The following is a 23,529-nucleotide window of genomic DNA, read 5'->3' as shown; positions in this document are numbered from 1 at the left end:
CCGATCAAAGCTGTCCGGATAGCGGACGGAATCCGGCCGCATGCCGGACAGGATCGGGCAGTCCCGACCGTGCGCCGACACCATGACACCCCCGTCACCGACCTGCACGGACACGGCCGAGCGCGGCCGAGCGCGGCCGTACGAGCCCGTCCGCGCCGAGCTCCGCGGCGGGGTGCTCTGTGGTCAAGGCCACGGTCCGCATGCCGGTTCCCGCCCGCCGCCGAGAGCCCGCGCCCAGGGGTGCGCGCACCGGGTGTTTCGGCCCGTAATACCCTCGCTGCATGCTCGACGCCCTGACGGTCGCCCTCGGCGCGGCCGCACTCGCCCTCGCCGCCTGGTGCGGCTTCGCCGCCCTGCGGGACCAGCCCACCAAGGACTGGCACTTCATCGGCATGGGCGTGGTGACCCTGCTGGCCCTGGCCCAGCTGGTGGTCGGCGTGGTGAAGCTCGCGCAGGGCGGCGAGCCCGACGAGGGCGCGGTGATCTTCGTGGCCTACCTGGTGGGCGCCTTCGCGGCGGTCCCGGCCGCCGGGCTGCTCTCACTGAGCGAGCGGACCAAATGGGGTTCGGTGACGGTGGCCGCGGGCGCGCTCGTCCTCGCCGTCCTCGAAGTACGCCTCTACGACATCTGGGGGACCCCCGGTGCCTGACACGACGAGCGCCACTCCGGGCGCACGCAAGCGACTGGTCTCCGGACCCGGCCTGCTGCTGGTCTGGCTGTACGGGGTGATGGTGGTGGGGGCGCTGTCGCGCTCGGCCTACCAGATCTCCACCGAGTTCGACCGGGCGCCGCTGGCGTACGCGCTGTCCGGCGCGGCGGCCCTGGTGTACGCGTTCATCACGTACTCGCTGGTGCGCGGCGGGGAGACGGCCCGCAGGGCGGCGCTGTTCTGCTGCGCGGCCGAGCTGGCCGGCGTCCTGTCCGTGGGCACGTGGACGCTGGTGCGCCCCGAGGCCTTCCCGGACGCGACCGTCTGGTCGGACTTCGGGATGGGCTACCTGTTCATCCCGGTGATCCTGCCGATCACCGGGATGCTCTGGCTGCGCGCCAAGCGCTGAGCGCTGAGCTCTGAGCTCTGAGCTCTGAGCGCTGAGCGCTGAGCGCTGAGCGCTGAGCGCTGAGCGCTGAGCTCTGAGCTCTGAGCGCTGAGGTTCAGGCGCTGACCGCGAAGTCGGCCGCGTCGGTGGCCTCCTTCTCCAGGATGACCAGGCGTACGCCGTCGGAAGCGGTGCGGCCGCCGACCTGGACGTATCCGGCGTTGCGGTAGAGGCGCAGGTTGGACTCGCTCTTGTGGCCGGTGTGCAGCCGGAAACGGGTGGTTTCGGCGCGGCCCGCGAGGGCCTCCTCGACGGCGCGCAGCAGCCGGGCGCCGAGCCCGTGGCCCTGCAGCCGCGGGTGGACGCAGAGCTTGGCGATCTTGCCGGTGCCGTCCTCGTCGACGCTGCCGCGCACGGTGCCGACCACTTCGTCGCCGAGCCGGGCCACGAGCACCGTGTCCGACTCCAGCTCCGCCTTGAGGGAGTCCAGGGTCTGAGTGAGCGGCTGGATGCGGTAGTTGCCGTACAGCTCGGCCTCACGCTGGAACGCCAGGTACTGCAGTTTGAGGATCTGCTCAGTGTCCTCGGCAGCTGCCGCCGAAATGGTCACGCTCATGCCCATGTGCGCATGCCTCCCGCTCACCTGGTAGCCCATTGGTCTACCGCTCCCTTCCCCGAAGGCGGGGAGCCGCAACCTCTGACGCGAGCATTCTGCGCAGACATCCCAGGCAACGGGAACGCACGGGTCCCAAACTTCCTTGTGAGATACCCAACTCTCCTGCGATTTCACGGTAAGTGAGGTCTCTGGGCGAAAGAAGTGCCCCCATCAGCTCCGGACACCGTCCGGGCAATCGGGCGACGGCCGATCGGAGGGCCCGGTTCTCCTCCCCGTGCAGCAGGGCGTCTTCGGGTTCTGCGCCCGCGCTGCCGGGCCGGCAGCCGTACGGGATCTCGCGGCGGGCGCGGCGCCGGGCGAGCCGGGCTTCGGCCCGCACCGCGCGGCGCAGCCAGCGGGCCGGTTCGGCGGGGGCGGGGTCGTGTTCCAGCAGCCTGACCCAGACGGCTTGCTCCAGGTCGGCCGCTTCCACTCCGGCACCCGGGGCCTCCGCGGCGGCCTCGGCGGAGAGCAGCGGGCCCAGTTCGTTCAGGAGGTCGGAGTCCTTCAGCAGGTCCATGCCGGGCGGGACGCGCGGGCCGTGCCCGGCGGTTTCCCCACCCGGCACAGCCCACCCGTACGTGATATTCCGCTTATCTGTTGACGGTGCGAGGGTCCCGGCGTTGGCCGGAAGACGTCCCCGCGTCCTCAGCGGCCGCGGCCCGGGCGGAAGGCCTCGGCCGCGAGCAGTCCGGTGTCCGCGTTGTCCGTGAAGATGCCGTCGATGCCCTGCTCGAAGTACGTCTTGAAGGCGCCGAAGGCGTCCCCGTACGCGTTCGGGTCGGTGCCCTTGCGGTATTCGGCCGGCAGGAAGGTGTTCTCGTTGCGCGCGGTGTAGGGGTGCAGCACCAGCCCCCGGGCGTGGGCGTCCTTGACCAGCGTGGTCGGGGCGCCGAGCTTGCCCGCCGCGTCGCGCGGGAGGATCAGGTCCATCGTGGGGCCGATGCCCTGGGCGAATCCGGCGATCCACTTCAGGCCCTCGGGCTTGACCAGGTCCGACACCGTCCGCGGGTCCTTGGCCTGTTCGAAGTCCCAGGGCCGGGTGCCGGCGGCGGACAGCAGGACCACGCGCGGCGCGGAGACCAGCCGGGAGAGCCGCTGGATGCTGGAGGGCTCGAACGACTGGAGGAACAGCGGGGCGCCCAGCCCGTCGCGGCCGTAGCGGCGCAGCAGCTTGGCGAGGGGCTCTTCGAGGCCGAGGCCCAGCGACCGGAAGTACGTGGGGTGCTTGGTCTCGACGTGCAGCCAGACGCGCTTGCCGCGCCGCTTGCCCTCGCGTTCGGCCCAGCGCAGCACCTCTTCGAAGGTGGGCACGTCCCACCGGCCGTCGTAGAGCGTGTTGCGCTGGCGGACGGCGGGGATACGTTCCTTCGCCCGCAGGGTCTTCAGCTCGGCGAGGGTGAAGTCCTCGGTGAACCAGCCGGTGACCGCGACCCCGTCGACCGACTTGGTCGTACGCCGGGAGGCAAACTCGGGGTGGTCGGCGACGTCGGTGGTGCCGCCGATCTCGTTCTCGTGGCGGCACACGAGGTGGCCGTCCTTGGTGGGCACCAGGTCCTGCTCGACGACGTCCGCGCCCAGGTCGAGGGCGAGCTGGTACGAGCCGAGGGTGTGCTCGGGCCGGTAGCCGCTGGCCCCGCGGTGGCCGATGACCAGCGGGACGGGGAGGTCCCGGTAGCCGCCGCCGTGCCGCACGTCGGCGGCGTACGCCGCCTCCGCCGTCCCTGCCGCGTCCGCGGCCCGCGCTGCCGGTGCCGTCGCCGCCGAGGCGGATCCCGCCGAGAGCCCGGCCATGCCGCCGCCCGCTGCCAGGACGGCCGCCCCCAGGACCGTGCGCCGTGCTGCCCCACCCTGCGTCATGAATCCCACTCCAGTCGTCTGAGAGGGCCCGGCGGTACCCGGATTCTGCGGGTCCGAGCGGCCCGGTTCGGCGTGCCGATCGTAGGCAGCAGCCGGTGGCGCGGGGGTGGGCCTGCGGGGAACATGGCGGAAACGTGCGTCAACACTGCGTATCCACCTCGTGAACCCGATGTGCACTCGGAGCTGACCCGCGAGTATCGTCCTCACCTGCACTACCCCCGTGTGGTGCGAAAATCGCGTTTCGATGCCGGAGGGCTCACGTTGTTCCGTACATCGCTCATCAAAGCCACTGTCGGACCGGTCATGCGCATGATGTTCCGCACCCGTGTGGAGGGCATCGAGAACATCCCGGGCACCGGTCCGGTGATCCTGGCGGGCAACCACCTCACCTTCATCGACTCCATGATCCTTCCGCTGTTGTGCGACCGTACGGTCCACTTCATCGGCAAGGACGAGTACGTGACGGGCAAGGGCATCAAGGGCCGCGCCATGGCCTGGTTCTTCACCGGGTCCGGCATGATCCCGGTCGACCGTGACGGCGCCAACGGCGGCGTCGCCGCCCTGATGACCGGCCGCCGCATCCTCGAAGAGGGCAAGATCTTCGGGATCTACCCGGAGGGCACCCGCTCCCCCGACGGCCGCCTCTACCGCGGCCGTACCGGCATCGCCCGCCTGACGCTGATGACCGGCGCCCCCGTGGTCCCCTTCGCGATGATCGGCACCGACAAGCTCCAGCCGGGCGGCAAGGGCATGCCGCGCCCGGGGCGGGTCACCGTCCGCTTCGGCGAGCCGATGGAGTTCTCCCGCTACGAGGGCATGGACCGCGACCGCTACGTGCTGCGCGCCGTCACCGACTCGGTGATGGCGGAGGTCATGCGGCTTTCGGGCCAGGAGTACGTGGACATGTACGCCACCAAGGCGAAGGCCGCCTAGCCCTTATTGCCGCTGGAGTGACCGGCTGACGCCCGCCGCGGTCGTCGTGGCGAGGATCCAGCCGGTCACGATCAGCACGTACGAGAGCCACTGGTACCAGCCGCTCGGCGCGTACGCGGACTCCTGTCCGAAGCTGATGATCGGCACGAGCAGGTCGATCGTGTAGAACACCGCGTTGAAGTCCGGAGCCTCGCCGGCCTTCAGGGGCCGCGGCGGATCGATCCCGTAGGCGACCGCCCCGGTCAGCAGCAGGGCCAGCAGCCAGCCGACCGCCCGCAGCGGACGGAAGCCGTACCCGACGGTGACGTCCTGGAGCTGCCCCCACAACCGGGCGGGCCGGGGCAGCGTGCGGCGGTGCCGGCGCAGCTTGGCCAGCTGGACGGTCCGGGCTCCCGCCTCGTCTCCGGCCGTACGGTAGGCGGCGGCGAGCTGTTCGTAGGTGTACGGCAGGTAGCCCGACTCCTCGCGCTCCAGGGCGGGCAGCCGCTGCTCCGCCGGGAGGTGCGGGCTCATCGCCCGGTAGCTCAGCCCGGCCAGGCGCACCGTACCCGGCCAGGTACCCGGTTCGATGTGCAGCAGGTCGAACTGGGAACGGCGCAGGTTGACCGTGCCCTGGATGGTGTCGCACCCCCGCAGCCAGACCTCGCCGACGGTGCAGCTGCTGGCCCGCAGGGCCACGCCCCCGGGATTGACGAACCGGGCGTACGCGAAGTTCAGCTGGCCCGGTATGCGCGATCCGGTGAGGTTGACCCGGCCGAGCAGCTCCGCGCGCATCGCCCGCAGGTCGGTGCCGACGGACAGGGTCTCGGCGTGCAGGGCGGTGCCGCCGGGCATGTGGAGACGAGCCTCGTCGAGGTTGATCTGGCCTCCGACGACCGCACCGTTGACGCGCGTCTGGCCGTGTACGGTCAGCCCGAACGCGATGATGTCGGTGCCGATGGTGGCGTGGTTGAGCTGGAGCGCCGCTTCGCCGGCCAGGTCGCCCTCGACCGGGCCGATCACGGCGTCCTGGAGGAAGAGACCGCCGGATATCTGAGCCCCCGCGAGGCGCACCGGGCCCCTGATCCGGCAGCAGGACAGCCGCAGCACGACATCGACGCGGACGGTGGCCGCGGTCAGGCCGGGCAGGTCCGAATCGGTCAGGACGAGTGCGCGCAACCTCGCCCCGTAGAGCCCGGGCTTGCGTTCGAACCAGCAACCGCGCATCCGCATCGGGGCGTCGATCACGGCGTACCTGAGGTCCAGCTTCCCGGTGATCCTGGCGCCCTTGATCTTGAGTCCGGCGACCTGGCCGGACTCGGTGGGTCCGCTCAGCAGCAGCGCCATGAGCACCTCGGCGCGCACCGTGCGCTCCGGCCCCCACGAGGCTCCGTCGGCCGGATCCTCGTCGGGGCCTTCCCGGAAGTCGACGCCGTCGCCGCGCGGGAAGGCTTCCCATACGCGGCGCTCAGCGGGGGTCAGTTCGGTGATCTCCATCGCCGGGATGGTGTCCCGCACGGCGACACGGTGTCAACTGAGTTCGGGACAGCCACCTCTGGCGGTACGTCAGTGCGCGATGCCGTCCTGGAGCTTCTGCCCCTTGAGCAGGAACCAGGCCGCGACCGCGGTTGCCAGCAGCACGGCCGCGCCGACGCCGGAGGCGAACCGCAGGCCGTCCACGAAGGCGTCCTGGGCCGCGGCGACCATGGTCTGCGCGGTCGCCGGGTCCACGGCCTTCGCGGCTTCGACGGCGCCGCCCAGCGATTCGTGCGCGGCGTCGGCGACCGGTGCGGGGACCGAGGCCGGGGCGGTGAAGCCCTGGTAGACGCCGGTGACGATGGAACCGAGCAGGGCGATGCCGAGGGCCGCGCCGAGTTCGTACGCGGTCTCGGAGACCGCCGAGGCCGAACCGGCCTGCTCCTTGGGGACGCTGGAGAGGATGACGTCGGCGGTGACGGTGAAGGAGAAGCCGGCGCCGAGGCCGACGACGAGCAGCGCCGCGCCGAGCAGCGGGTAGCCGCTCTCCTTGTGGATCAGGGTGAGCGCGCCGAGCGCGAGCCCGATGGCCGCGAGGCCGCCGGTGACGATCGACCGTACCGAGTACCGGCGGGCGTAGCGGCCGGCGATCAGGCCGGTGACCACCGCACCGATGGCGGCGGGCAGTTCGGCCAGGCCCGCCTCCAGCGGGTCGCGGCCCTGGACGAGCTGGAGGAACTGGGAGAGGAAGAAGACGAGGCCGGAGAGACCGAAGACGGTCAGCAGGTCGGCGAGGACCGCTCCGGAGAAGCCGCGGTGCTTGAAGAGCCGCATGTCGAGGAGCGGCGACGGCAGGCCGAACTGGCGGCGGACGAAGGTGTACAGGCACGCGGCGCCGAGGCCGGCGGAGACCGCGACGCCCCAGGTCACGCCGTGGGTCGCGACTTCCTTGACCGCGTAGACGACGCCGATGACCCCGACGAGCGAGAGGGCGACGCTGAGCAGGTCCCACGGTCCGGCGACCGGGTTCTTGGACTCGGGCAGCAGCCTGCTGCCGACGAGGACCAGGGCGATCATCACGGGCAGGTTGATGAGGAAGACCGAGCCCCACCAGAAGTGCTGGAGCAGGGCTCCGCCGACGACGGGCCCGATGGCCGCGCCGGCCGAGGCGGTGGCGCCCCAGATGCCGATGGCGAGGCTGCGCTCCTTGGGGTCGTGGAATATGTTCCGGATCAGCGCGAGGGTCGAGGGCATCAGCGTCGCGCCGGCCACGCCGAGCAGGGCCCGGGCGACGATCATCATCTCGGGGCTGGTGGCGTAGGCGTTCAGGACGGAGACGGCGCCGAAGGCGGTGGCTCCGGCCAGGAGCAGCTTCTTGCGGCCGATGCGGTCGCCGAGGGAGCCCATGGAGACGAGCAGGCCGGCGATGACGAACGAGTAGATGTCGCCGATCCACAGCAGCTGGGTGCCGGACGGCTTGAGGTCTTCGCTGAGGGAGGGTGTGGCGAGACCGAGTACGGTGGCGTCCACCGCGACCAGCAGGACGGCCAGGACGAGCACGGAGAGCGCCAGCCAGCGCCCCCTGCTCCCCTTGGCTCCGCTCGCCTCCGTCCCCTGCCCGTGCGTCAGCTGTTCTGTGCGGCTCATTTCTCCACGCTCCGTCGTGCGCCACCGAGCAGCAGCTCGATGATCATGTACTGGAAGTCCTTCGCGGCGACCCGGCCGTCCATGACGGCCCAGGCGCAGGTGCCGATGAGGCCGTAGAGGGCCTCGGTGAGCCAGGCGGGGCTCAGGTCGATCCGGATGTCGCCCTCCTCCTGGCCGCGCCGGAAGAGCGCGCTGACGCGCGCGTCGAGCCGGGCCCATCCCTCGTTGATCTGGTCGCCCTCGAAGAGCTGGTTCTCGGTGACGAGGAAGGCCAGCAGCTGGGCGTCGCGCTCGGCCTCGCCGACGAGTCGGCGCAGGGCCTCGACCGCCGTGCCCTCGTCGAGGCGGGCGTTGTCGAAGGCCGTCTCGAACTGGCGGATGCCGAGTTCTTCGAGGGCCCGTACGAGGGCGTCGCGCCCGGCGAAGTGCCGGTGGAGGGTCGCGCGCCCGATGCCTGCGGCGCGGGCGATCTCGTCCATCGTGGCGGTCGATTTGCGGGAGAGCAGGGCTGCGGCGTCGCGGAGCACCTGGTCACGATCCATGGCCATGAGACAAGCATACCCCGAATGAGACGTAGATGTCTCACGCGGGGCAAAAACGAGCCGCCGCAGGGCGGCCGGAGAGGAATCCTCACCCCATGAAGCCGCTGCTGCTGATCGACGTGGACGGCCCGCTGAACCCCTACGCGGCCCGGGCCCAGCGCCGCCCGGAGGGGTACTCCACCCACCGGATGCGCCCGAGCGGCTGGACGCCGGCCGAGAGCCGGCGCCCGCTCCGGGTTTGGCTGAATCCGGACCACGGCGCGGAGCTGCTCGCGCTGGCGCACGCGTACGAGCTGGTCTGGGCGACCACCTGGAAGGACGAGGCGAACGACTGGATAGGCCCGCACCTGGGCCTGCCGAGGCTCCCGTACATCGACTGGCCGCAGATGCACGGGCGGGCCCCGCGCGGCACCTTCTGGAAGACGCAGTACGTCCTGGAGTACGCGGGCGCGCGGGAGTTCGCGTGGATCGACGACGACATCACCGAGCTGGACCGGGAGTACGTGGACCAGCGCCACCCGGCGCGGGCGCTGCTGATGCGCGTCGACGAGCAGATCGGCCTGACCCGGCCGGACTTCGACGCGCTGGCGCGCTGGGCGGCGTAACGGGCGCATCCCCAGGGGCAATTAGCATGATCATGCCACCCCTGACCACGACCAGCAGTTCCGACGAAAGCGACTCATGCACATCCAGCGGATCCGGCGGATCCTCGCCACGACTGCCGCCCTCGCCTGCCTCGCCACCCTCTCCGCGTGCGAGGGGGGCGCAGACGCCGCCCCGCCCACGGCGCCCGCGGCGACCGCCAGTGCGGCAGCCACCACCGAAGGCCCCCTCGCCGAGGCGCAGCGGTACATGCGCCGGTTCACCTCGTGCGAGGACCTGAGCGCGAAGCCCGACGACCCGAGGGTGCCGAGCGGCGACTTCCCCAAGGTCGGCCAGTGGTCGGTCACCGAGGTCGGCGTCTGCAGCGACAAGCCCGAGAAGGGCGACATCACCATCGCCGTCCCGAAGGACATGAAGGAGTTCCAGGCGGGCTACAAGAAGTACGTCATGGACCGGATCGCCGGGGGCGAAGGATCCTACGGGCTCTTCAGCAACGTCCTCGTCGGCGAGGGCTTCGTCGCCTTCCCCACCCGGTCGAAGACCGCCCTGGCCCTGGTCCGCTCGGACCTGCGCGTCCTGGTCTGCAACCCGGGCGGCCGCACGCCCGAGGGGTACGAGTACCGCAAGCCGCTGGTGGAGGGCTGCGGCCTCACCGACTTCTTCGCCACCGAGGACGGCTCGGGCAGTCCGAACTTCGAGACCCCGCAGGACCCGGCGGCGGGCGGCACCGAGAAGCCCGGCCAGCCGAAGACCGGCAGCCTCGGGCTCGCCCGCGCGGGCGGCATCGCCGAACTGCGCAAGCTCGTGGGCAGCAGCCTGAAGGACTGTGAGAAGCACTTCTCCACGGACCCCGAGGCGGTGGCCATCGAGTCCATCGACTACCAGCCCGTGGTGAAGGGGAACGCGCTGGACTGGGGGATCACGGGCCGTGCCCTGTGCGGTCAGCCGGCGGGGGCGCAGCGCGCCGTCAACCTGAGCTGGCTCGACACCGTCGGGGACATGAAGAAGCTCCAGACCAAGGCGAAGGCCGCCCAGCTGGCCGACCTGAAGGACGACGGAAAGCTGCGGGCCACCGCGAGCCTGCTGCTGGTCGGCGAGAACGTCGCGGTGGAGACCAACAATCCGGAGGCCCGGTTCGGCCTGTACCAGCTGCAGTTCCTCTACGTGAACTGCGTGCCGGGCTTCTCCGCCCCGGCCGGGTACCGGCTGGAGAAGTCCCAGGTCGACGGCTGTGTGCTGACCAACTACGAACCGGAGCACCCGGTGCGCTGAGCGGGTACGACGCAGGGGCGGCCGGAGCCGGGCTCCGGCCGCCCCTGCGGGCATGCCACGGCGTGCGGGGGTGCAGGGCCCGGCCCCTGGGGGCGACGGGCGTGCGGGCCGCAGGGCCGCGGGGCAAAGGGGCAGAGCCGTGCGGCTACTGCTTGTGCGTGGCCCAGGCGTGCTGGATGACCAGGTCCGCCTTCAGCTCCGCGAGCTGCTTCGCGACCGCCGAGGGGGCGGTGCCGCCGCGGCCGTTGCGGGAGGCGAGGGCGCCCGGCACGTTGAGGACCGTACGGACCTGCGGGGTCAGGTGCTCCGAGATCTTCGCGAACTGCTCGTCCGTGAGCTCGTCCAGCTCGATCCCGAGCGCCTCGCACTCCTTGACGCACTCGCCGGCCACCTCGTGCGCGACGCGGAACGGCACGCCCTGCTTGACCAGCCACTCGGCGATGTCCGTGGCGAGGGAGAAGCCGGCCGGGGCCAGCTCCTCCATCCGCTCCCGGTTGACCGTGAGGGTGGCCATCATGCCGGTGAAGGCCGGGAGCAGGACCTCGAGGGTGTCGCAGGAGTCGAAGACCGGCTCCTTGTCCTCCTGGAGATCCCGGTTGTAGGCCAGCGGCAGCGCCTTCAGCGTGGCGAGGAGGCCCGTCAGGTTGCCGATGAGCCGGCCCGACTTGCCGCGCGCCAGCTCCGCGATGTCCGGGTTCTTCTTCTGCGGCATGATCGACGACCCGGTCGAGAAGGCGTCGTGCAGGGTCACGAAGGAGAACTCCTTCGTGTTCCAGATGATGATCTCCTCCGCGATCCGGGACAGGTTGATCCCGATCATCGCCGTGATGAAGGCGAACTCGGCGACGAAGTCGCGCGAGGCCGTGCCGTCGATCGAGTTGCCGACCGAGCCCCGCTCGAAGCCCAGGTCGGCGGCGACCGCCTCCGGGTCCAGCCCCAGCGAGGAGCCGGCCAGCGCACCCGAGCCGTACGGGGAGACCGCGGTCCGGGTGTCCCACTGCCGCAGCCGCTCCGCGTCCCGCGCCAGCGACTGCACGTGGGCCAGTACGTGGTGGGCGAAGAGGACCGGCTGCGCGTGCTGGAGGTGGGTCCGGCCCGGCATGGCCACGTCGTGGTGCGTCTCGGCGAGGCCGACCAGCGCGTCCTGGAGGTCCGCGATCAGGGCGCCGACGATCCGGGCGTGGTCGCGCAGGTACATCCGGAACAGGGTGGCCACCTGGTCGTTGCGGGACCGGCCGGCGCGCAGCTTGCCGCCGAGGTCGGCGCCGAGCCGCTCCAGTAGGCCCCGTTCCAGGGCGGTGTGCACGTCCTCGTCGGCGATGGTCCCGGTGAAGGAGCCGTCGGCGACATCGGCCTCCAGCCGGTCCAGCCCTGCGATCATGCGGTCGAGCTCGTCCGCCGTGAGCAGGCCCGCCTTGGCGAGCACGCGGGCGTGGGCACGGGATCCGGCGATGTCGTACGGCGCGAGGCGCCAGTCGAAGTGGACCGACGCGGACAGCTTCGCGAGGGCCTCGGCGGGGCCGTCGGCGAACCGGCCGCCCCAGAGCCGGACGTCACCACCGTTGTTGCTGCTCACAGCTGCTGCTCCTCAAGAATGCGTGCGTGGATGTGCGTCGGCCTCCCCGTCGCGGAGGTTACGGGGAGGCCGACTTCGTACTGCGTAACGAGTCGGGCTCAGGCCAGGTCGCGGCGCGCCGCGATCTTCGACGAGAGACCGAAGATCTCGATGAAGCCCTGGGCCTTGGACTGGTCGAAGGTGTCGCCCGAGTCGTAGGTCGCCAGGTTGAAGTCGTACAGCGAGGCGTCCGACTTGCGGCCGGTGACCACGGCGCGGCCGCCGTGCAGGGTCATCCTGATGTCACCGGTGACGTGCTGGTTCGCCTCGTTGATGAACCCGTCCAGAGCCCGCTTGAGCGGGGAGAACCACAGGCCGTCGTAGACCAGCTCGCCCCAGCGCTGCTCGACCTGCCGCTTGTAGCGGGCCAGTTCGCGCTCGACGGTGACGTTCTCCAGCTCCTGGTGCGCGGTGATCAGCGCGATCGCGCCGGGGGCCTCGTACACCTCGCGGGACTTGATGCCGACGAGGCGGTCCTCGACCATGTCGATCCGGCCGATGCCCTGGGCTCCGGCCCGGGCGTTGAGCTGCTGGATAGCCTGGAGCACGGTGACGGGCCCGCCGTCGATGGCGACGGGGACGCCCTCCTTGAAGGAGATGACGACCTCGTCGGCCCCGCGCGGCTCGGCGGGATCGGCGGTGTACTCGTAGACGTCCTCGACCGGCGCGTTCCAGATGTCCTCCAGGAAGCCCGTCTCGACGGCGCGCCCGAAGACGTTCTGGTCGATGGAGTACGGGGACTTCCTGGTGGTCGCGATCGGGAGGTTCTTGCCCTCGCAGAAGGCGATGGCCTTGTCCCGGGTCATGGCGTAGTCGCGGACCGGGGCTATGCACTTCAGATCGGGGCCGAGGGTCTGGATGCCGGCCTCGAAGCGGACCTGGTCGTTGCCCTTGCCGGTGCAGCCGTGGGCGACGATGCCGGCGCCGTGCTTCTTCGCGGCGGCGACCAGGTGCTTGACGATGACCGGCCGGGAGAGCGCCGAGACCAGCGGGTACCGGTCCATGTAGAGGGCGTTGGCCTTGATCGCCGGGAGGCAGTACCCGTCGGCGAACTCGTCCTTGGCGTCCGCGACCTCGGCCTCGACGGCACCGCAGGCGAGGGCGCGCTTGCGGATGACGTCCAGGTCCTCGCCGCCCTGGCCGACGTCCACGGCAACGGCGATGACCTCTGCGCCCGTCTCCTCGGCGATCCAGCCGATGGCGACGGAGGTGTCCAGTCCGCCTGAGTAGGCGAGTACGACGCGCTCGGTCACGGGCTTCTCCTTACGTGCATCCAACTACAGGCATAACTATGCACTGCTCCGTATGTTTCGTCAATCGACCGTGGTTGCGCCCCGCTGACCAGCGCCCCTGTCCAGGAGCACCCCCGCGGGCGAGGGCCTACGATCGGCGGTCTGCGCCACACGGGGAGGGCACATGGGAGTCGAACTGCAGCGGCAGACCGAGGAGGGCCGGGCCGCGGCGGCGGCCCTGCTGAGCGGCGGACGCCTCGGGATCGGCGGTGTCCGCCGTCCCGGCCTGCCGGTCTCCTGGATGGCCTTCGACACGGAGATCCGGCGCGGACACTCCCCCTGGTACCCGGGGCCCCGCGCCGCCGACCGGATCGAGGTGCGCCTGTGCCACCCCGACGGGCGGATCCGGGAGGCGGCGCTCCTGGCACCGAAGCCGCCGCTCCCGCTCGTCGCGATCCGCTGCGCCGACTGGGCGCCGGCGGTGCGCGAGCGGGCCCGTCAGGTGCTCGCCGGGGCGCTTGCCGCCGACCCCGCGCGAACACTGATCGACCTCACCCCGCTCGTCCTGCGCCTGGCCCGGCGCGAGCAGGGCCGCTGGGCGCGCGACCTGTTCGAGGAGGTCCTCGGCGCCGAGGACCCGGTCCTCGCCCCCTGGTGGCGCCCCGCGCGCCCCGGGCAGTGGTGGCGGCCGGCCCGGGACGCGCGCACGATGACCGGCGAGCGGCCCGACACCGTGCTCGGCTGGCTGCGGCGCAGCGGGGACCTGCCGACCCGCCGCTTCGCCACCCGCATCACGCTCGGCGCCGGGCTGTTCGGCGTGCGCGAGCTGGCCCGGCGGGCGGCCCGGGAACAGGATCCCGCGACGGCTCGGCTGTGGGCCGACGCGGCGCTGGCCGCGCTGGCCGCCGACGGGCCCGACGACGAGGCGATCGACGCCCTCCTGCGCGGGCACCTCCCCACGGTGCGGGCCGGCGGGGTCACCGCCCTGCGGCGGGCCGGGCGCTGCGCCGAGGCGTCCGACCACCTGGCCGACCGCTCCGGGCTGGTCCGCGCCTGCGCGCGCTGGCTGGTCAGGCAGGACGGCGGCGACCCGTACGCCCTCTGCCGCGCCCTCGTCGAGGACCCGGCCGGGGTGACCGCGTACGCCGTCACCGGTTTCGCCGAGTGCGCCGGGCGGGCGGACGCGCCGCTCCTGCGCGGGCTGCTGGAGCACCCCGCGGGAGTGGTGCGGGCGGCGGCGGTCGCCGCGCTGCGCGCGCTGGACACCACCGACGTGGACCTGCTGCGGCCGCTGCTCGACGACCCGTCGCCCTCGGTCGCCCGGGAGGCCTCCGTCAGCCTGGCCGAGGTCGCGGCCCGGCTGCCCGCCGACTGGCTGCTGGAGCGGATCGGCCCCGACCGCCCCGCGCACACCCGCCGGGCCGCCCACCGGGTACTGCACGCCCGCGGCGGGGTCAGCGAGCACGTCATGGAGCGGATGCGCTCACAGCCCGGAATTGACCGCGCGACATCCAGGTCGATCGGATAATCATCCGTATGGGAAAGCTCTACGAACGCATAGACGGCCGACTCCGCACGTTCATCGAGGAGCAGCCGGTCTTCTTCACCGCCACCGCCCCGCTCGCCGGGGACGGCCACGTCAACCTGTCCCCCAAGGGGCGCGCCGGAACGCTCGTCGTCATCGACGAGCAGACCCTCGCCTACCTCGACTTCGGCGGCAGCGGCGCCGAGACCATCGCCCACGTCCGCGAGAACGGCCGGATCACACTGATGTGGTGCGCGTTCAGCGGCCCGCCCAACATCGTGCGCATCCACGGCGAGGGCGAGGCCGTCTTCCGCGACGACCCCCGCTGGGGTGAGCTGATCGGCCTGTTCGGGGCGGCCGACGGGCCCTCGGCGCGGGCGATCATCGTCGTGCACGCCCGCAGGATCGCCGATGTGTGCGGGTACGCCGTCCCGTTCATGGAGTACCAGGGCGAGCGCACCCTCCACGCGGAGTACTTCGGCCGCAAGACGGACGAGGAGTTCGGCGCCTACTGCGAGAAGAAGGAGTTCATCGGATCGAGTGTCGACGGCCTGCCTGCGCTGCCGCTGCCCCTTCCGCCCCGTACCGTCTGACATGTGCTGCGTACCGCTCTCGCCACCGGCTCACTGATCGTCACCAGCCTGCTCGCGCAGGGCCCGTACCAGTCCGCGCCGCTGCCCGCCCGCCTCGCCGACACCGGCGGCGGCAGCCAGCTCATCACCGCCGTGGCTCCCGCACCCGGATCCACCACCGGGCGGCTGACCTGGTGGGACCGCCGGGCGGGGCACTGGTACGAGGCCGGCAGCGCCGAGGCGCGCTTCGGCGCGAACGGCCTGACCGAGGGCGCGACCCGCACCCAGGGCACGAACACGACGCCGACGGGTCTGTACGAGCTCCCCTACGCCTTCGGGATCCGCCGCGCGCCGGCCGGGACGGGGTTCCGCTACCGGCGGGTGACCCCCGATTCCTGGTGGTGCCAGGACAACGCGTCGGCCGCGTACAACCGGTGGACCGAGCCGCTGCCCGCCGACTGCGCGCCCGGCGAGGCGGAGCACCTGGTCACGTACGAGAAGCAGTACGCGCACGCTCTGGTCATCGGCTTCAACTACGAGCAGCCGGTGCACGGCCGCGGCGCGGGCATCTTCCTGCACGTCAACGGCAAGGGGGCGACGGCCGGTTGCGTGTCCGTGCCGGAGCGGGCGATGCGCGCGGTCCTGCGCTGGGCCGATCCGCGCCGCCGCCCGCACATCGCGATCGGGACCGGGGAGGGACCGCTCGCCGTCACCCGGTACTGAGGTGCCCGCCGGTCTCGGCCGGTGTCCGGCGGCGGCGCGGGCGGCCCCGGTTGCGGCCGCGCCGGATCCGCAGGCGGCTCACGCGCAGCCGGCGGAAGGCCTCCGGATCGCGGACGTCCAGGGCCTGGAGCGCCGGATGCGGCGGCCCGAGGCGCGCGGCCTCCACGGCCTCGGCGTCCTTCTTCCAGCCGGACCCCCGGGCCCGGTTGTAGACGGGGAACCAGATCACCTGGGCGATCACCCCGGTCCACGCGGCCCAGGCGGCCGTCCATTCGGCGTCACCGTCGGGCCGCAGCGACATCAGGCCGAAGACGCAGAAGAGCATCTCGGCCAGGACCAGGTACAGCCCCAGTTTCGGCGCTCCGGCGGGTTCGCCGACCGTGAGGAGTTCCGGGCGGGCCTCTCGGAACTCCCGCCGGACGGTCGCGAACTCCTCGTCCCGCAGCACGAGGCTGCCGAGGGTGGCGGGGGCGCTGCGGCGCCGCAGGGCGGCCAGCACGGCCTCGGGCAGCGGATGGCCCGGGGTACGGGCGGGGTCCGCGGCGGCGGGGACCGGGCTCAGGTTGCCGCGGTGGTTGACGGTGACGAGCCCGTCCAGGAGCAGCCGGGCGGCGGCCGCCTGGACCGCGTCATTCGGCCACCAGCGTTCCAGGGCGGCCTGGTACGGGTCGGCCAGTACGGCTGCCCACCGGTCGAGGGCGCGGCGGTGCCGCACCGCCGCGCGGCCGCGGATCGCGCCGACCAGCCCGTACAGCCCCGCTGTGACGGGCACGGCGACACTGGCGAGGGTGTAGGCATGCACACGCCGACCCTAGGACGCCCGGCGGCGGGCGGTACAGCGGATATCCGCCCCACCGTACGGGACCTGACGGGCCGTGGGGCCCGTCCCCGGGACGGTCAGCCCTCCTTCTGGGCCAGCCTCAACAGGTGGTCGGCGAGGGCCTGGCCGCCCGACGGGTCACGGCTGATCAGCATCAGCGTGTCGTCTCCGGCGATCGTGCCGAGGATCTCGCGGAGTTCGGCCTGGTCGATCGCGGACGCGAGGAACTGGGCCGCGCCCGGCGGGGTGCGCAGGACGACGAGGTTCGCGGAGGCCTCCGCCGAGATCAGCAGCTCGCCGGAGAGGCGCCTCATGCGCTCCTCCTTGGCCGACTCGCCGAGCGGGGCCTGCGGGGTGCGGAAACCGCCCTCGCTGGGCACCGCGTAGATCAGCTCGCCGCCGGTGTTGCGGATCTTCACCGCGCCCAGCTCGTCGAGGTCGCGGGAGAGCGTCGCCTGGGTGACGCTCAGTCCGTCGTCGGCGAGCAGCTTGGCGAGCTGGCTCTGCGAGCGGACCGGCTGCCGGTTGAGGATGTCCACGATCCGGCGGTGGCGGGCGGTGCGGGTCTGCGGAACGGACGGCCCGCCCCCGGACTCGGTCCGGGGGGAGCCCCACTCCTCGTGGTCCTGCGCGTGGCTCATCGTCGTCTCATTCCCCGGTGTGTCCGTCCCCGTTGGCTGCGTCGAGGATGCCGGGCAGGGCCCGGACGAACGCGTCCGCCTCGGCCTCGGAGAGTACGTACGGGGGCATGAGCCGTACGACGTCGGGGGCGGGCACGTTGACCAGGAAGCCGGCATCTTGGGCCGCCTGCTGCACCTGCGGTGCGAGCGGCCCGGTCAGCACGATACCCAGGAGAAGGCCTTCACCACGGACATGGGAGACCAGCGGGTGGCCGTTCCCACCGCGCAGGCCTTCGATTCCGGAGCGCAGCCGCTCCCCGCGCGCCTTGACCCGGTCGAGCAGTCCGTCGGCGGCGATGGTGTCGATGACGGCGAGGCCGGCGGCGCACGCGACGGGGTTCCCGCCGAAGGTGGTGCCGTGCTGGCCGGGCTGGAGCAGCTCCGCGGCCGGCCCGAAGGCGGCCACGGCGCCGATGGGCAGTCCGCCGCCGAGACCCTTCGCGAGCGTGACGAGATCGGGCTCCACGCCCTCGTGGGCCTGGTGCTCGAACCAGTGGCCGCAGCGCCCGATCCCGGTCTGCACCTCGTCCAGGACGAGCAGGGTGCCGGTGGCCCGGGTGATCTCCCGGGCGGCCGTCAGATAGCCGGCCGGAGGGACGACGACCCCGTTCTCACCCTGGATCGGCTCGATGACGACGAGCGCGGTCTCCTCGGTGACGGCCGCCCGCAGGGCCTCGACGTCGCCGTACGGGACGTGCGTGACCTCGCCGGGCAGCGGCAGGAACGGGCCCTGCTTCGTGGGCTGGCCGGTGAGCGCGAGGGCGCCCATGGTCCGGCCGTGGAAGCCGCCGTCGGTGGCCACCATGTGGGTCCGCCCGGTCAGCCGGCCGATCTTGAAGGCGGCCTCGACGGCCTCGGCGCCGGAGTTGCAGAAGAAAATCCGGCCGGGGCGGCCGAAGAGCTGGAGCAGCCGCTCGCCGAGCGCGAGGACCGGCTCGGAGGCGTAGAGGTTGGAGACGTGGCCGAGGGTGGCGATCTGCCGGGTCACGGCCTCGACGATCGCCGGGTGGGCGTGGCCGAGGGCGTTGACCGCGATGCCGCCGACGAAGTCGGTGTACTGCTTGCCGTCCGCGTCCCAGACCTGGGCGCCTTCGCCGCGTACGAGGGCCAGCGCGGGCGTTCCGTAGTTGTTGGTCAGCGCCCCCTGCCAGCGGGCGGCGTAGTCCTGGTTGCCGGTCACGCGGGTTCCCCTCCCTGTGCTTCGGGCCGTGCGTCGGGCACGACCATCGTGCCGATTCCCTCGTCGGTGAAGATCTCCAGCAGGATCGAGTGCGGCACCCGCCCGTCGATCACACGGGCCGTGCTCACCCCGCCGCGGACGGCGTGCAGGCAGCCCTCCATCTTGGGCACCATCCCGCTGGACAGTTCGGGCAGCAGCTTCTCCAGCTCGCTGACGGTGAGGCGGCTGATGACCTCGTCACTGCTCGGCCAGTCCGCGTAGAGGCCCTCCACGTCCGTGAGCACCATCAGCGTCTCGGCGCCCAGCGCGGCGGCGAGCGCCGCGGCCGCCGTGTCGGCGTTCACGTTGTAGACGTGGTGGTCGTCGGTGCTGCGCGCGATGGAGGAGATGACCGGGATCCGGCCGTCCGCCAGCAGCGCCTCGATCGCGCCCGTGTCGATGGCGGTGATCTCGCCGACCCGGCCGATGTCGATGAGCTCGCCGTCGATCTCCGGGGTGTGCCGGGTGGCGGTGATGGTGTGGGCGTCCTCGCCGGTCATGCCGACGGCGAGCGGCCCGTGCTGGTTGAGCAGCCCGACCAGCTCGCGCTGGACCTGGCCCGCCAGGACCATCCGTACGACGTCCATGGCCTCGGGGGTCGTGACGCGCAGGCCCGCCTTGAACTCGCTGACCAGGCCCTGCTTGTCGAGCTGGGCGTTGATCTGGGGGCCGCCGCCGTGCACCACGACCGGCTTGAGGCCGGCCTGGCGCAGGAAGACCACGTCCTGGGCGAAGGCGGCCTTCAGGTCCTCGTCGATCATGGCGTTGCCGCCGAACTTGACGACGACGACCTTGCCGTTGTGGCGGGTGAGCCAGGGCAGGGCCTCGATGAGGATCTGCGCCTTGGGCAGCGCCGTGTGCTTGCGCGCGGTGCCGGCGCCGGGCTGCCCGGCCTTCTCGTCGCTCATGAGCTGTACGCGCTGTTCTCGTGGACGTACTCGGCGGTCAGGTCGTTGGCCCAGATCACGGCCGACTCGGAGCCGGTGGCCAGGTCGGCGGTGATGCGGACCTCGCGGTCCTTCATGGAGACGAGGTCGCGGTCCTCGCCGACCGAGCCGTTCTTGCAGACCCAGACCCCGTTGATGGCCACGTTCAGCCGGTCCGGGTCGAAGGCGGCCCGGGTGGTGCCGACGGCGGAGAGCACCCGGCCCCAGTTGGGGTCCTCGCCGTGGATGGCGCACTTGAGCAGGTTGTTGCGGGCGATCGACCGGCCGACCTCGACCGCGTCGCCCTCGGTGAGCGCGCCGACGACCTCGATGCGGATGTCCTTGCTGGCGCCCTCGGCGTCGCCGATCAGCTGGCGGGCGAGGTCGTCGCAGACGGTCCGTACGGCCTCCGCGAAGGCCTCGTAGGCGGGCACCTGGCCGGAGGCCCCGGAGGCGAGCAGCAGCACCGTGTCGTTGGTGGACATGCAGCCGTCGGAGTCGACCCGGTCGAAGGTGGTGCGGGTGGCGGAGCGCAGCGCCTTGTCGAGGGTGGCGCCGTCCACGTCGGCGTCGGTGGTGAGGACGACGAGCATGGTGGCCAGGCCCGGGGCGAGCATGCCCGCGCCCTTGGCCATGCCGCCGACGGTCCAGCCGTCCTGCACGACGGCGGCCGTCTTGTGCACGGTGTCGGTGGTCTTGATGGCGATGGCGGCGTCCTCGCCGCCGTCGGCGGAGAGGGCCGCCACGGCGGTGTCGATGCCGGGGAGCAGCTTGTCCATGGGGAGCAGGACGCCGATCAGGCCGGTGGACGCGACCGCGACCTCGCCGGCGTTGTGGCCGCCGCCCAGAGCCTCGGCGACCTTCTCGGCGGTGGCGTGGGTGTCCTGGAAGCCCTTGGGGCCGGTGCAGGCGTTGGCGCCGCCGGAGTTGAGGACGACCGCGCTGACGGCGGAGCCGCGCAGGACCTGCTCGGACCAGAGCACCGGTGCGGCCTTGACGCGGTTGGAGGTGAAGACGCCCGCCGCGGCAAGCCGCGGACCGTTGTTGACCACCAGGGCCACGTCCGGATTGCCGTTCGCCTTGATCCCGGCCGCGATTCCCGCGGCCGTGAACCCCTGTGCTGCCGTGACGCTCACGGTGCGACTCCGATCGAAGAAAGACCCAGACCCTCGTGGAGCCCGAGGGCGATGTTCATGCTCTGCACCGCGCCGCCGGCGGTGCCCTTGGTGAGGTTGTCGATGGCGCTGATCGCGATGATCCGCTGTGCGGACCCGTCGTACGCGACCTGGATCTGAACGGCGTTGGAACCGTGCACGGACGAGGTCGCCGGCCACTGCCCCTCGGGCAGCAGGTGCACGAAGGGCTCGTCCGCGTACGCCTTCTCGTACGCGGCGCGCACCGCGTCGGCGGTGGTGCCGGGGCGGGCCTTGGCCGAGCAGGTGGCCAGGATGCCGCGCGACATCGGCACGAGGGTCGGCGTGAAGGAGACGGAGACCTTCTGCCCGGCGATCGGGCTCAGGTTCTGCACCATCTCGGGGGTGTGCCGGTGCCCGCCGCCCACCCCGTACGGGCTGACGGACCCCATGACCTCGGAGCCGAGCAGGTGCGGCTTCAGCGCCTTGCCGGCGCCGGAGGTGCCGGTGGCGGCGACGATCACGGCCTCCGGCTCGGCCAGCTGCGCGGCGTACGCCGGGAACAGGGCGAGGGTGACGGCGGTCGGGAAGCACCCGGGAACCGCGATGCGCTTGGACCCCTCCAGCGCGGCGCGGCCACCGGGCAGCTCGGGGAGCCCGTACGGCCAGGTGCCGGCGTGCGGGGCGCCGTAGAACGCGTCCCAGTCGGCGGAGTCCTTGAGCCGGTGGTCGGCGCCCATGTCGACGACGAGGACGTCCTCGCCGAGCTCGGCGGCGACGGCGGCGGACTGCCCGTGGGGCAGGGCCAGGAAGACGACGTCGTGTCCGGCGAGGACCTCGGGCGTGGTCGCCTCCAGGGTCCGGCCGGCGAGCGGCACCAGGTGCGGCTGGAGGCTGCCGAAGAGCTGCCCGGCGTTGGAGTTGCCGGTCAGCGCGCCGATCTCCACCTCGGGGTGGGAGAGCAGCAGGCGCAGGACTTCTCCGCCCGCGTACCCGCTCGCTCCGGCCACCGCTACACGTACCACCATCGGACCCTCCTCCTCGATGGCATGACTATACGTATCGCCGCAGGTTTATGCAAAGCCTCGCGGTGATCGCTCTGCGGGCCCCGCCGCAGCACGGGAGGATGAACAGGGAGTTCCGCACCCCGCACCCGACCAGCACCGAGGAGCGCGCATGAAGGGCTCTTCCGGAGATGCCGAAGCCGTCGTCGCGGAGGCCAACGGCGCCGCACGCCGGAGCTCCGCGTTCGAGGACACCCGCGATCTGGAGAACGAGCGCCGCGGATTCCTCGGCACGGTCGGGGAGAGCGGCATCCGGGACGCGGACGGCCGCGTGGTGTGGGACCTGGACGCCTACGGGTTCCTCGACGCGGACTGCCCGCCCACCGCCCATCCGGGCCTGTGGCGCCAGAGCGGGCTCGTCGCCGGGCACGGCCTGTTCGAGGTGGTCCCCGGGATCTACCAGGTGCGCGGCTTCGACCTCTCCAACATGACCGTGGTCGAGGGCGAGCGCGGCATCCTCGTCATCGACCCGCTGATCTCCACGGAGACCGCCGCCGCCGCGCTGTCCCTCTACCGCCGCCACCGCGGCGACCGCCCCGTCACCGGCGTCCTCTATACGCACAGCCACGCCGACCACTTCGGCGGCGTCAAGGGCGTGATCAGCGTCGAGGAGGTCGCGGCCGGGGTGCCGGTGATCGCTCCGGAGGGGTTCCTGGAGCACGCCGTCAGCGAGAACGTCTACGCCGGCACCGCCATGAGCCGCCGCGCCACGTACATGTACGGGTCCGCCCTGCCCAAGGGCCCCCGCGGGCAGATCGGCTCGGGGCTGGGCGCCACGACGTCGACGGGTACGGTCACCCTCATCCCGCCGACCCTCGCCGTCACCCGCACCGGGCAGAGCGAGACCGTCGACGGCATCCGCATGGTGTTCCAGATGACCCCGGGCACCGAGGCCCCGGCCGAACTCAACATCCACTTCCCCGGCCACGCCGCCCTGTGCACCGCCGAGAACGCCACCCACACCCTGCACAACCTGCTCACGCTGCGCGGCGCCCAGGTCCGCGACCCGCACGCCTGGGCCCGGTACCTGACCGAGACGGTCCAGCTCTTCGGCGCCGCCAGCGACGTCGTGTTCGCCTCCCACCACTGGCCGGTCTGGGGCCCCGAGGACGTCCTGGCCTTCCTCTGCGAGCAGCGGGACCTGTACGCCTACCTGCACGACCAGACCCTGCGCATGATCAACCAGGGGCTCACCGGGCCGGAGATCGCCGAGCGGATGCAGCTGCCGCCCGCGCTGGAGCGCGCCTGGCACACCCACGGCTACTACGGCTCCGTCAGCCACAACGCCAAGGCCGTCTACCAGCGGTACATGGGCTGGTTCGACGGCAACCCGGCCCACCTGTGGGCCCACCCGCCCACCGAGGCCGCCACCCGGTACGTCGACTTCATGGGCGGCGCCGACGAGGTGCTGCGCCGCGCCCACCAGTCCTACGCGCAGGGCGATTTCCGCTGGGTCGCCGAGGTCGTCGGCCACGTGCTGTTCGCCGACCCCGGCAACGCCGAGGCCCGCGCCCTGCAGGCGGACGCCCTGGAGCAGCTCGGCTACGGCAGCGAGAACGGCACCTGGCGCAACTTCTACCTCACCGGCGCCCACGAACTGCGCCACGGCCCGGTCGGCACGTCCGCCACCAGCGTCTCCGAGGACCTGATCAACACCCTGACGCTCGACCAGCTCTTCGACTCCCTGGCCATCCGCGTCGACGGGCCGCGCAGCTGGGACGCGGACGTCACCGTCCGCTGGCGTCTCACCGACGGCCACGAACCCAGCACCCTGCGCCTGAAGAACGGCGTGCTCACCCACGTCCGGGGTCTCGGCCCGGCCGCCGGCGAGCCGGACGTCGAGATCGCCCTGGACGAGGCGTCCCTGCGCGCCCTCCTGCTCGGCCGGGCCGCGCTCGCCGATCTGCTCGCCCGGGGCCGGGCCGAGGTCTCCGGCGATCCGGCCCGGCTCGCCGAGCTGACCGGCCACCTCACCGACCCCGACCCCGACTTCGCGATCGTCACGCCCTGACGGA

Annotated in this window: 23 protein-coding genes; 9 read left to right on the top strand and 14 right to left on the bottom strand. The window is 72.2% G+C overall.

Annotated elements, in window-relative coordinates:
* Positions 1-281 precede the first annotated feature (281 nt).
* Both ADK52_RS06440 and ADK52_RS06435 read left to right on the top strand, forming a co-directional pair.
* Positions 282-650: a hypothetical protein gene (locus tag ADK52_RS06440; protein WP_053688800.1), complete on the top strand. Its 369-nt coding sequence runs from the start codon at positions 282-284 to the stop codon at positions 648-650.
* A complete protein-coding gene (locus ADK52_RS06435; RefSeq protein WP_053688799.1) occupies positions 643-1,059 on the top strand; it encodes a hypothetical protein in 417 nt (138 codons plus the stop codon). Before ADK52_RS06440 ends, ADK52_RS06435 begins: the two co-directional genes overlap by 8 nt.
* 94 nt (positions 1,060-1,153) lie before the next feature.
* On the opposite strand, the gene ADK52_RS06430 is transcribed toward ADK52_RS06435, so the two are convergent.
* The 3 genes from ADK52_RS06430 to ADK52_RS06420 form a co-directional block, all read right to left on the bottom strand.
* Positions 1,154-1,660 carry a GNAT family N-acetyltransferase gene (locus tag ADK52_RS06430; protein WP_053688798.1) on the bottom strand — a complete coding sequence of 169 codons (507 nt, stop codon included), beginning with the start codon at positions 1,658-1,660 and terminating at the stop codon, positions 1,154-1,156.
* Positions 1,661-1,697: 37 nt separating this feature from the next.
* Positions 1,698-2,213, bottom strand: a complete 516-nt coding sequence (locus ADK52_RS39645; RefSeq protein WP_078988021.1) for a sigma-70 family RNA polymerase sigma factor — start codon at positions 2,211-2,213, stop codon at positions 1,698-1,700.
* A gap of 128 nt (positions 2,214-2,341) precedes the next feature.
* On the bottom strand, positions 2,342-3,553 hold the full coding sequence (locus tag ADK52_RS06420) for a glycerophosphodiester phosphodiesterase (RefSeq protein WP_078988019.1): 1,212 nt from the start codon (positions 3,551-3,553) through the stop codon (positions 2,342-2,344).
* A gap of 303 nt (positions 3,554-3,856) precedes the next feature.
* On the opposite strand from ADK52_RS06420, the gene ADK52_RS06415 reads away from it, so the two are divergent.
* Positions 3,857-4,486 (top strand): lysophospholipid acyltransferase family protein, encoded by a 630-nt coding sequence (locus ADK52_RS06415; protein WP_053688795.1) that lies wholly within the window; start codon positions 3,857-3,859, stop codon positions 4,484-4,486.
* Between the two features lie 3 nt (positions 4,487-4,489).
* Here ADK52_RS06415 and ADK52_RS06410 read toward each other — a convergent pair whose 3' ends face one another.
* The 3 genes from ADK52_RS06410 to ADK52_RS06400 all read right to left on the bottom strand — a co-directional run bounded on the left by ADK52_RS06410 (position 4,490) and on the right by ADK52_RS06400 (position 8,136).
* A complete protein-coding gene (locus ADK52_RS06410) occupies positions 4,490-5,962 on the bottom strand; it encodes a hypothetical protein (protein WP_053688815.1) in 1,473 nt (490 codons plus the stop codon).
* Positions 5,963-6,031: 69 nt separating this feature from the next.
* Positions 6,032-7,588, bottom strand: a complete 1,557-nt coding sequence (locus tag ADK52_RS06405) for an MFS transporter (protein WP_063783782.1) — start codon at positions 7,586-7,588, stop codon at positions 6,032-6,034.
* Positions 7,585-8,136, bottom strand: coding sequence for a TetR/AcrR family transcriptional regulator (locus ADK52_RS06400; RefSeq protein WP_053688794.1), 552 nt, complete (start codon positions 8,134-8,136; stop codon positions 7,585-7,587). Before ADK52_RS06400 ends, ADK52_RS06405 begins: the two co-directional genes overlap by 4 nt.
* A gap of 89 nt (positions 8,137-8,225) precedes the next feature.
* On the opposite strand from ADK52_RS06400, the gene ADK52_RS06395 reads away from it, so the two are divergent.
* Together ADK52_RS06395 and ADK52_RS06390 are read left to right on the top strand one after the other, a co-directional pair.
* Positions 8,226-8,735 carry an HAD domain-containing protein gene (locus ADK52_RS06395; protein WP_053688793.1) on the top strand — a complete coding sequence of 170 codons (510 nt, stop codon included), beginning with the start codon at positions 8,226-8,228 and terminating at the stop codon, positions 8,733-8,735.
* Positions 8,736-8,811: 76 nt separating this feature from the next.
* The gene (locus tag ADK52_RS06390) at positions 8,812-10,005 is read left to right on the top strand and encodes a hypothetical protein (protein WP_053688792.1); all 1,194 of its coding nucleotides are present in this window, start codon (positions 8,812-8,814) and stop codon (positions 10,003-10,005) included.
* A 145-nt stretch (positions 10,006-10,150) separates the two neighbouring features.
* On the opposite strand, the gene argH is transcribed toward ADK52_RS06390, so the two are convergent.
* A complete protein-coding gene (gene argH, locus ADK52_RS06385; RefSeq protein WP_053688791.1) occupies positions 10,151-11,581 on the bottom strand; it encodes an argininosuccinate lyase in 1,431 nt (476 codons plus the stop codon).
* Positions 11,582-11,679: 98 nt separating this feature from the next.
* On the bottom strand, positions 11,680-12,873 hold the full coding sequence (locus ADK52_RS06380) for an argininosuccinate synthase (RefSeq protein WP_053688790.1): 1,194 nt from the start codon (positions 12,871-12,873) through the stop codon (positions 11,680-11,682).
* A 163-nt stretch (positions 12,874-13,036) separates the two neighbouring features.
* On the opposite strand from ADK52_RS06380, the gene ADK52_RS41175 reads away from it, so the two are divergent.
* Genes ADK52_RS41175 through ADK52_RS43425 form a run of 3 tightly spaced genes read left to right on the top strand, consistent with a single transcriptional unit; the run spans position 13,037 to position 15,672 of the window.
* Entirely contained in the window at positions 13,037-14,380 is a 1,344-nt protein-coding gene (locus tag ADK52_RS41175; protein WP_053688789.1) for a HEAT repeat domain-containing protein, read from the top strand.
* Between the two features lie 8 nt (positions 14,381-14,388).
* Entirely contained in the window at positions 14,389-14,970 is a 582-nt protein-coding gene (locus ADK52_RS43430; RefSeq protein ID WP_030157286.1) for a pyridoxamine 5'-phosphate oxidase family protein, read from the top strand.
* A 33-nt stretch (positions 14,971-15,003) separates the two neighbouring features.
* Positions 15,004-15,672 carry a L,D-transpeptidase family protein gene (locus ADK52_RS43425; RefSeq protein ID WP_053688813.1) on the top strand — a complete coding sequence of 223 codons (669 nt, stop codon included), beginning with the start codon at positions 15,004-15,006 and terminating at the stop codon, positions 15,670-15,672.
* Here the strand turns inward: ADK52_RS43425 and ADK52_RS06360 are convergent.
* The 6 genes from ADK52_RS06360 to argC all read right to left on the bottom strand — a co-directional run bounded on the left by ADK52_RS06360 (position 15,659) and on the right by argC (position 21,478).
* On the bottom strand, positions 15,659-16,474 hold the full coding sequence (locus ADK52_RS06360; RefSeq protein ID WP_053688788.1) for a hypothetical protein: 816 nt from the start codon (positions 16,472-16,474) through the stop codon (positions 15,659-15,661). The genes ADK52_RS43425 and ADK52_RS06360 overlap by 14 nt on opposite strands.
* Positions 16,475-16,569: 95 nt before the next feature.
* Positions 16,570-17,133, bottom strand: a complete 564-nt coding sequence (locus tag ADK52_RS06355; RefSeq protein WP_053688787.1) for an arginine repressor — start codon at positions 17,131-17,133, stop codon at positions 16,570-16,572.
* A 7-nt stretch (positions 17,134-17,140) separates the two neighbouring features.
* Positions 17,141-18,352, bottom strand: a complete 1,212-nt coding sequence (locus ADK52_RS06350; protein WP_053688786.1) for an acetylornithine transaminase — start codon at positions 18,350-18,352, stop codon at positions 17,141-17,143.
* Positions 18,349-19,299 (bottom strand): acetylglutamate kinase, encoded by a 951-nt coding sequence (argB, locus tag ADK52_RS06345; protein ID WP_053688785.1) that lies wholly within the window; start codon positions 19,297-19,299, stop codon positions 18,349-18,351. Before argB ends, ADK52_RS06350 begins: the two co-directional genes overlap by 4 nt.
* Positions 19,296-20,453: a bifunctional glutamate N-acetyltransferase/amino-acid acetyltransferase ArgJ gene (gene argJ, locus ADK52_RS06340; RefSeq protein WP_053688784.1), complete on the bottom strand. Its 1,158-nt coding sequence runs from the start codon at positions 20,451-20,453 to the stop codon at positions 19,296-19,298. The genes argB and argJ overlap by 4 nt, the downstream gene beginning before the upstream one ends.
* Positions 20,450-21,478 carry an N-acetyl-gamma-glutamyl-phosphate reductase gene (gene argC, locus ADK52_RS06335; protein ID WP_053688783.1) on the bottom strand — a complete coding sequence of 343 codons (1,029 nt, stop codon included), beginning with the start codon at positions 21,476-21,478 and terminating at the stop codon, positions 20,450-20,452. Before argC ends, argJ begins: the two co-directional genes overlap by 4 nt.
* A gap of 148 nt (positions 21,479-21,626) precedes the next feature.
* On the opposite strand from argC, the gene ADK52_RS06330 reads away from it, so the two are divergent.
* Positions 21,627-23,525, top strand: a complete 1,899-nt coding sequence (locus tag ADK52_RS06330) for an alkyl/aryl-sulfatase (protein ID WP_053688782.1) — start codon at positions 21,627-21,629, stop codon at positions 23,523-23,525.
* Positions 23,526-23,529: the final 4 nt, after the last annotated feature.

Source organism: Streptomyces sp. WM6372 (assembly GCF_001279655.1).
Taxonomy (GTDB): Bacteria; Actinomycetota; Actinomycetes; order Streptomycetales; family Streptomycetaceae; genus Streptomyces.
Note: the sequence above shows the minus strand (reverse complement) of the source record. Positions and strands in the feature narration are given on the sequence as shown.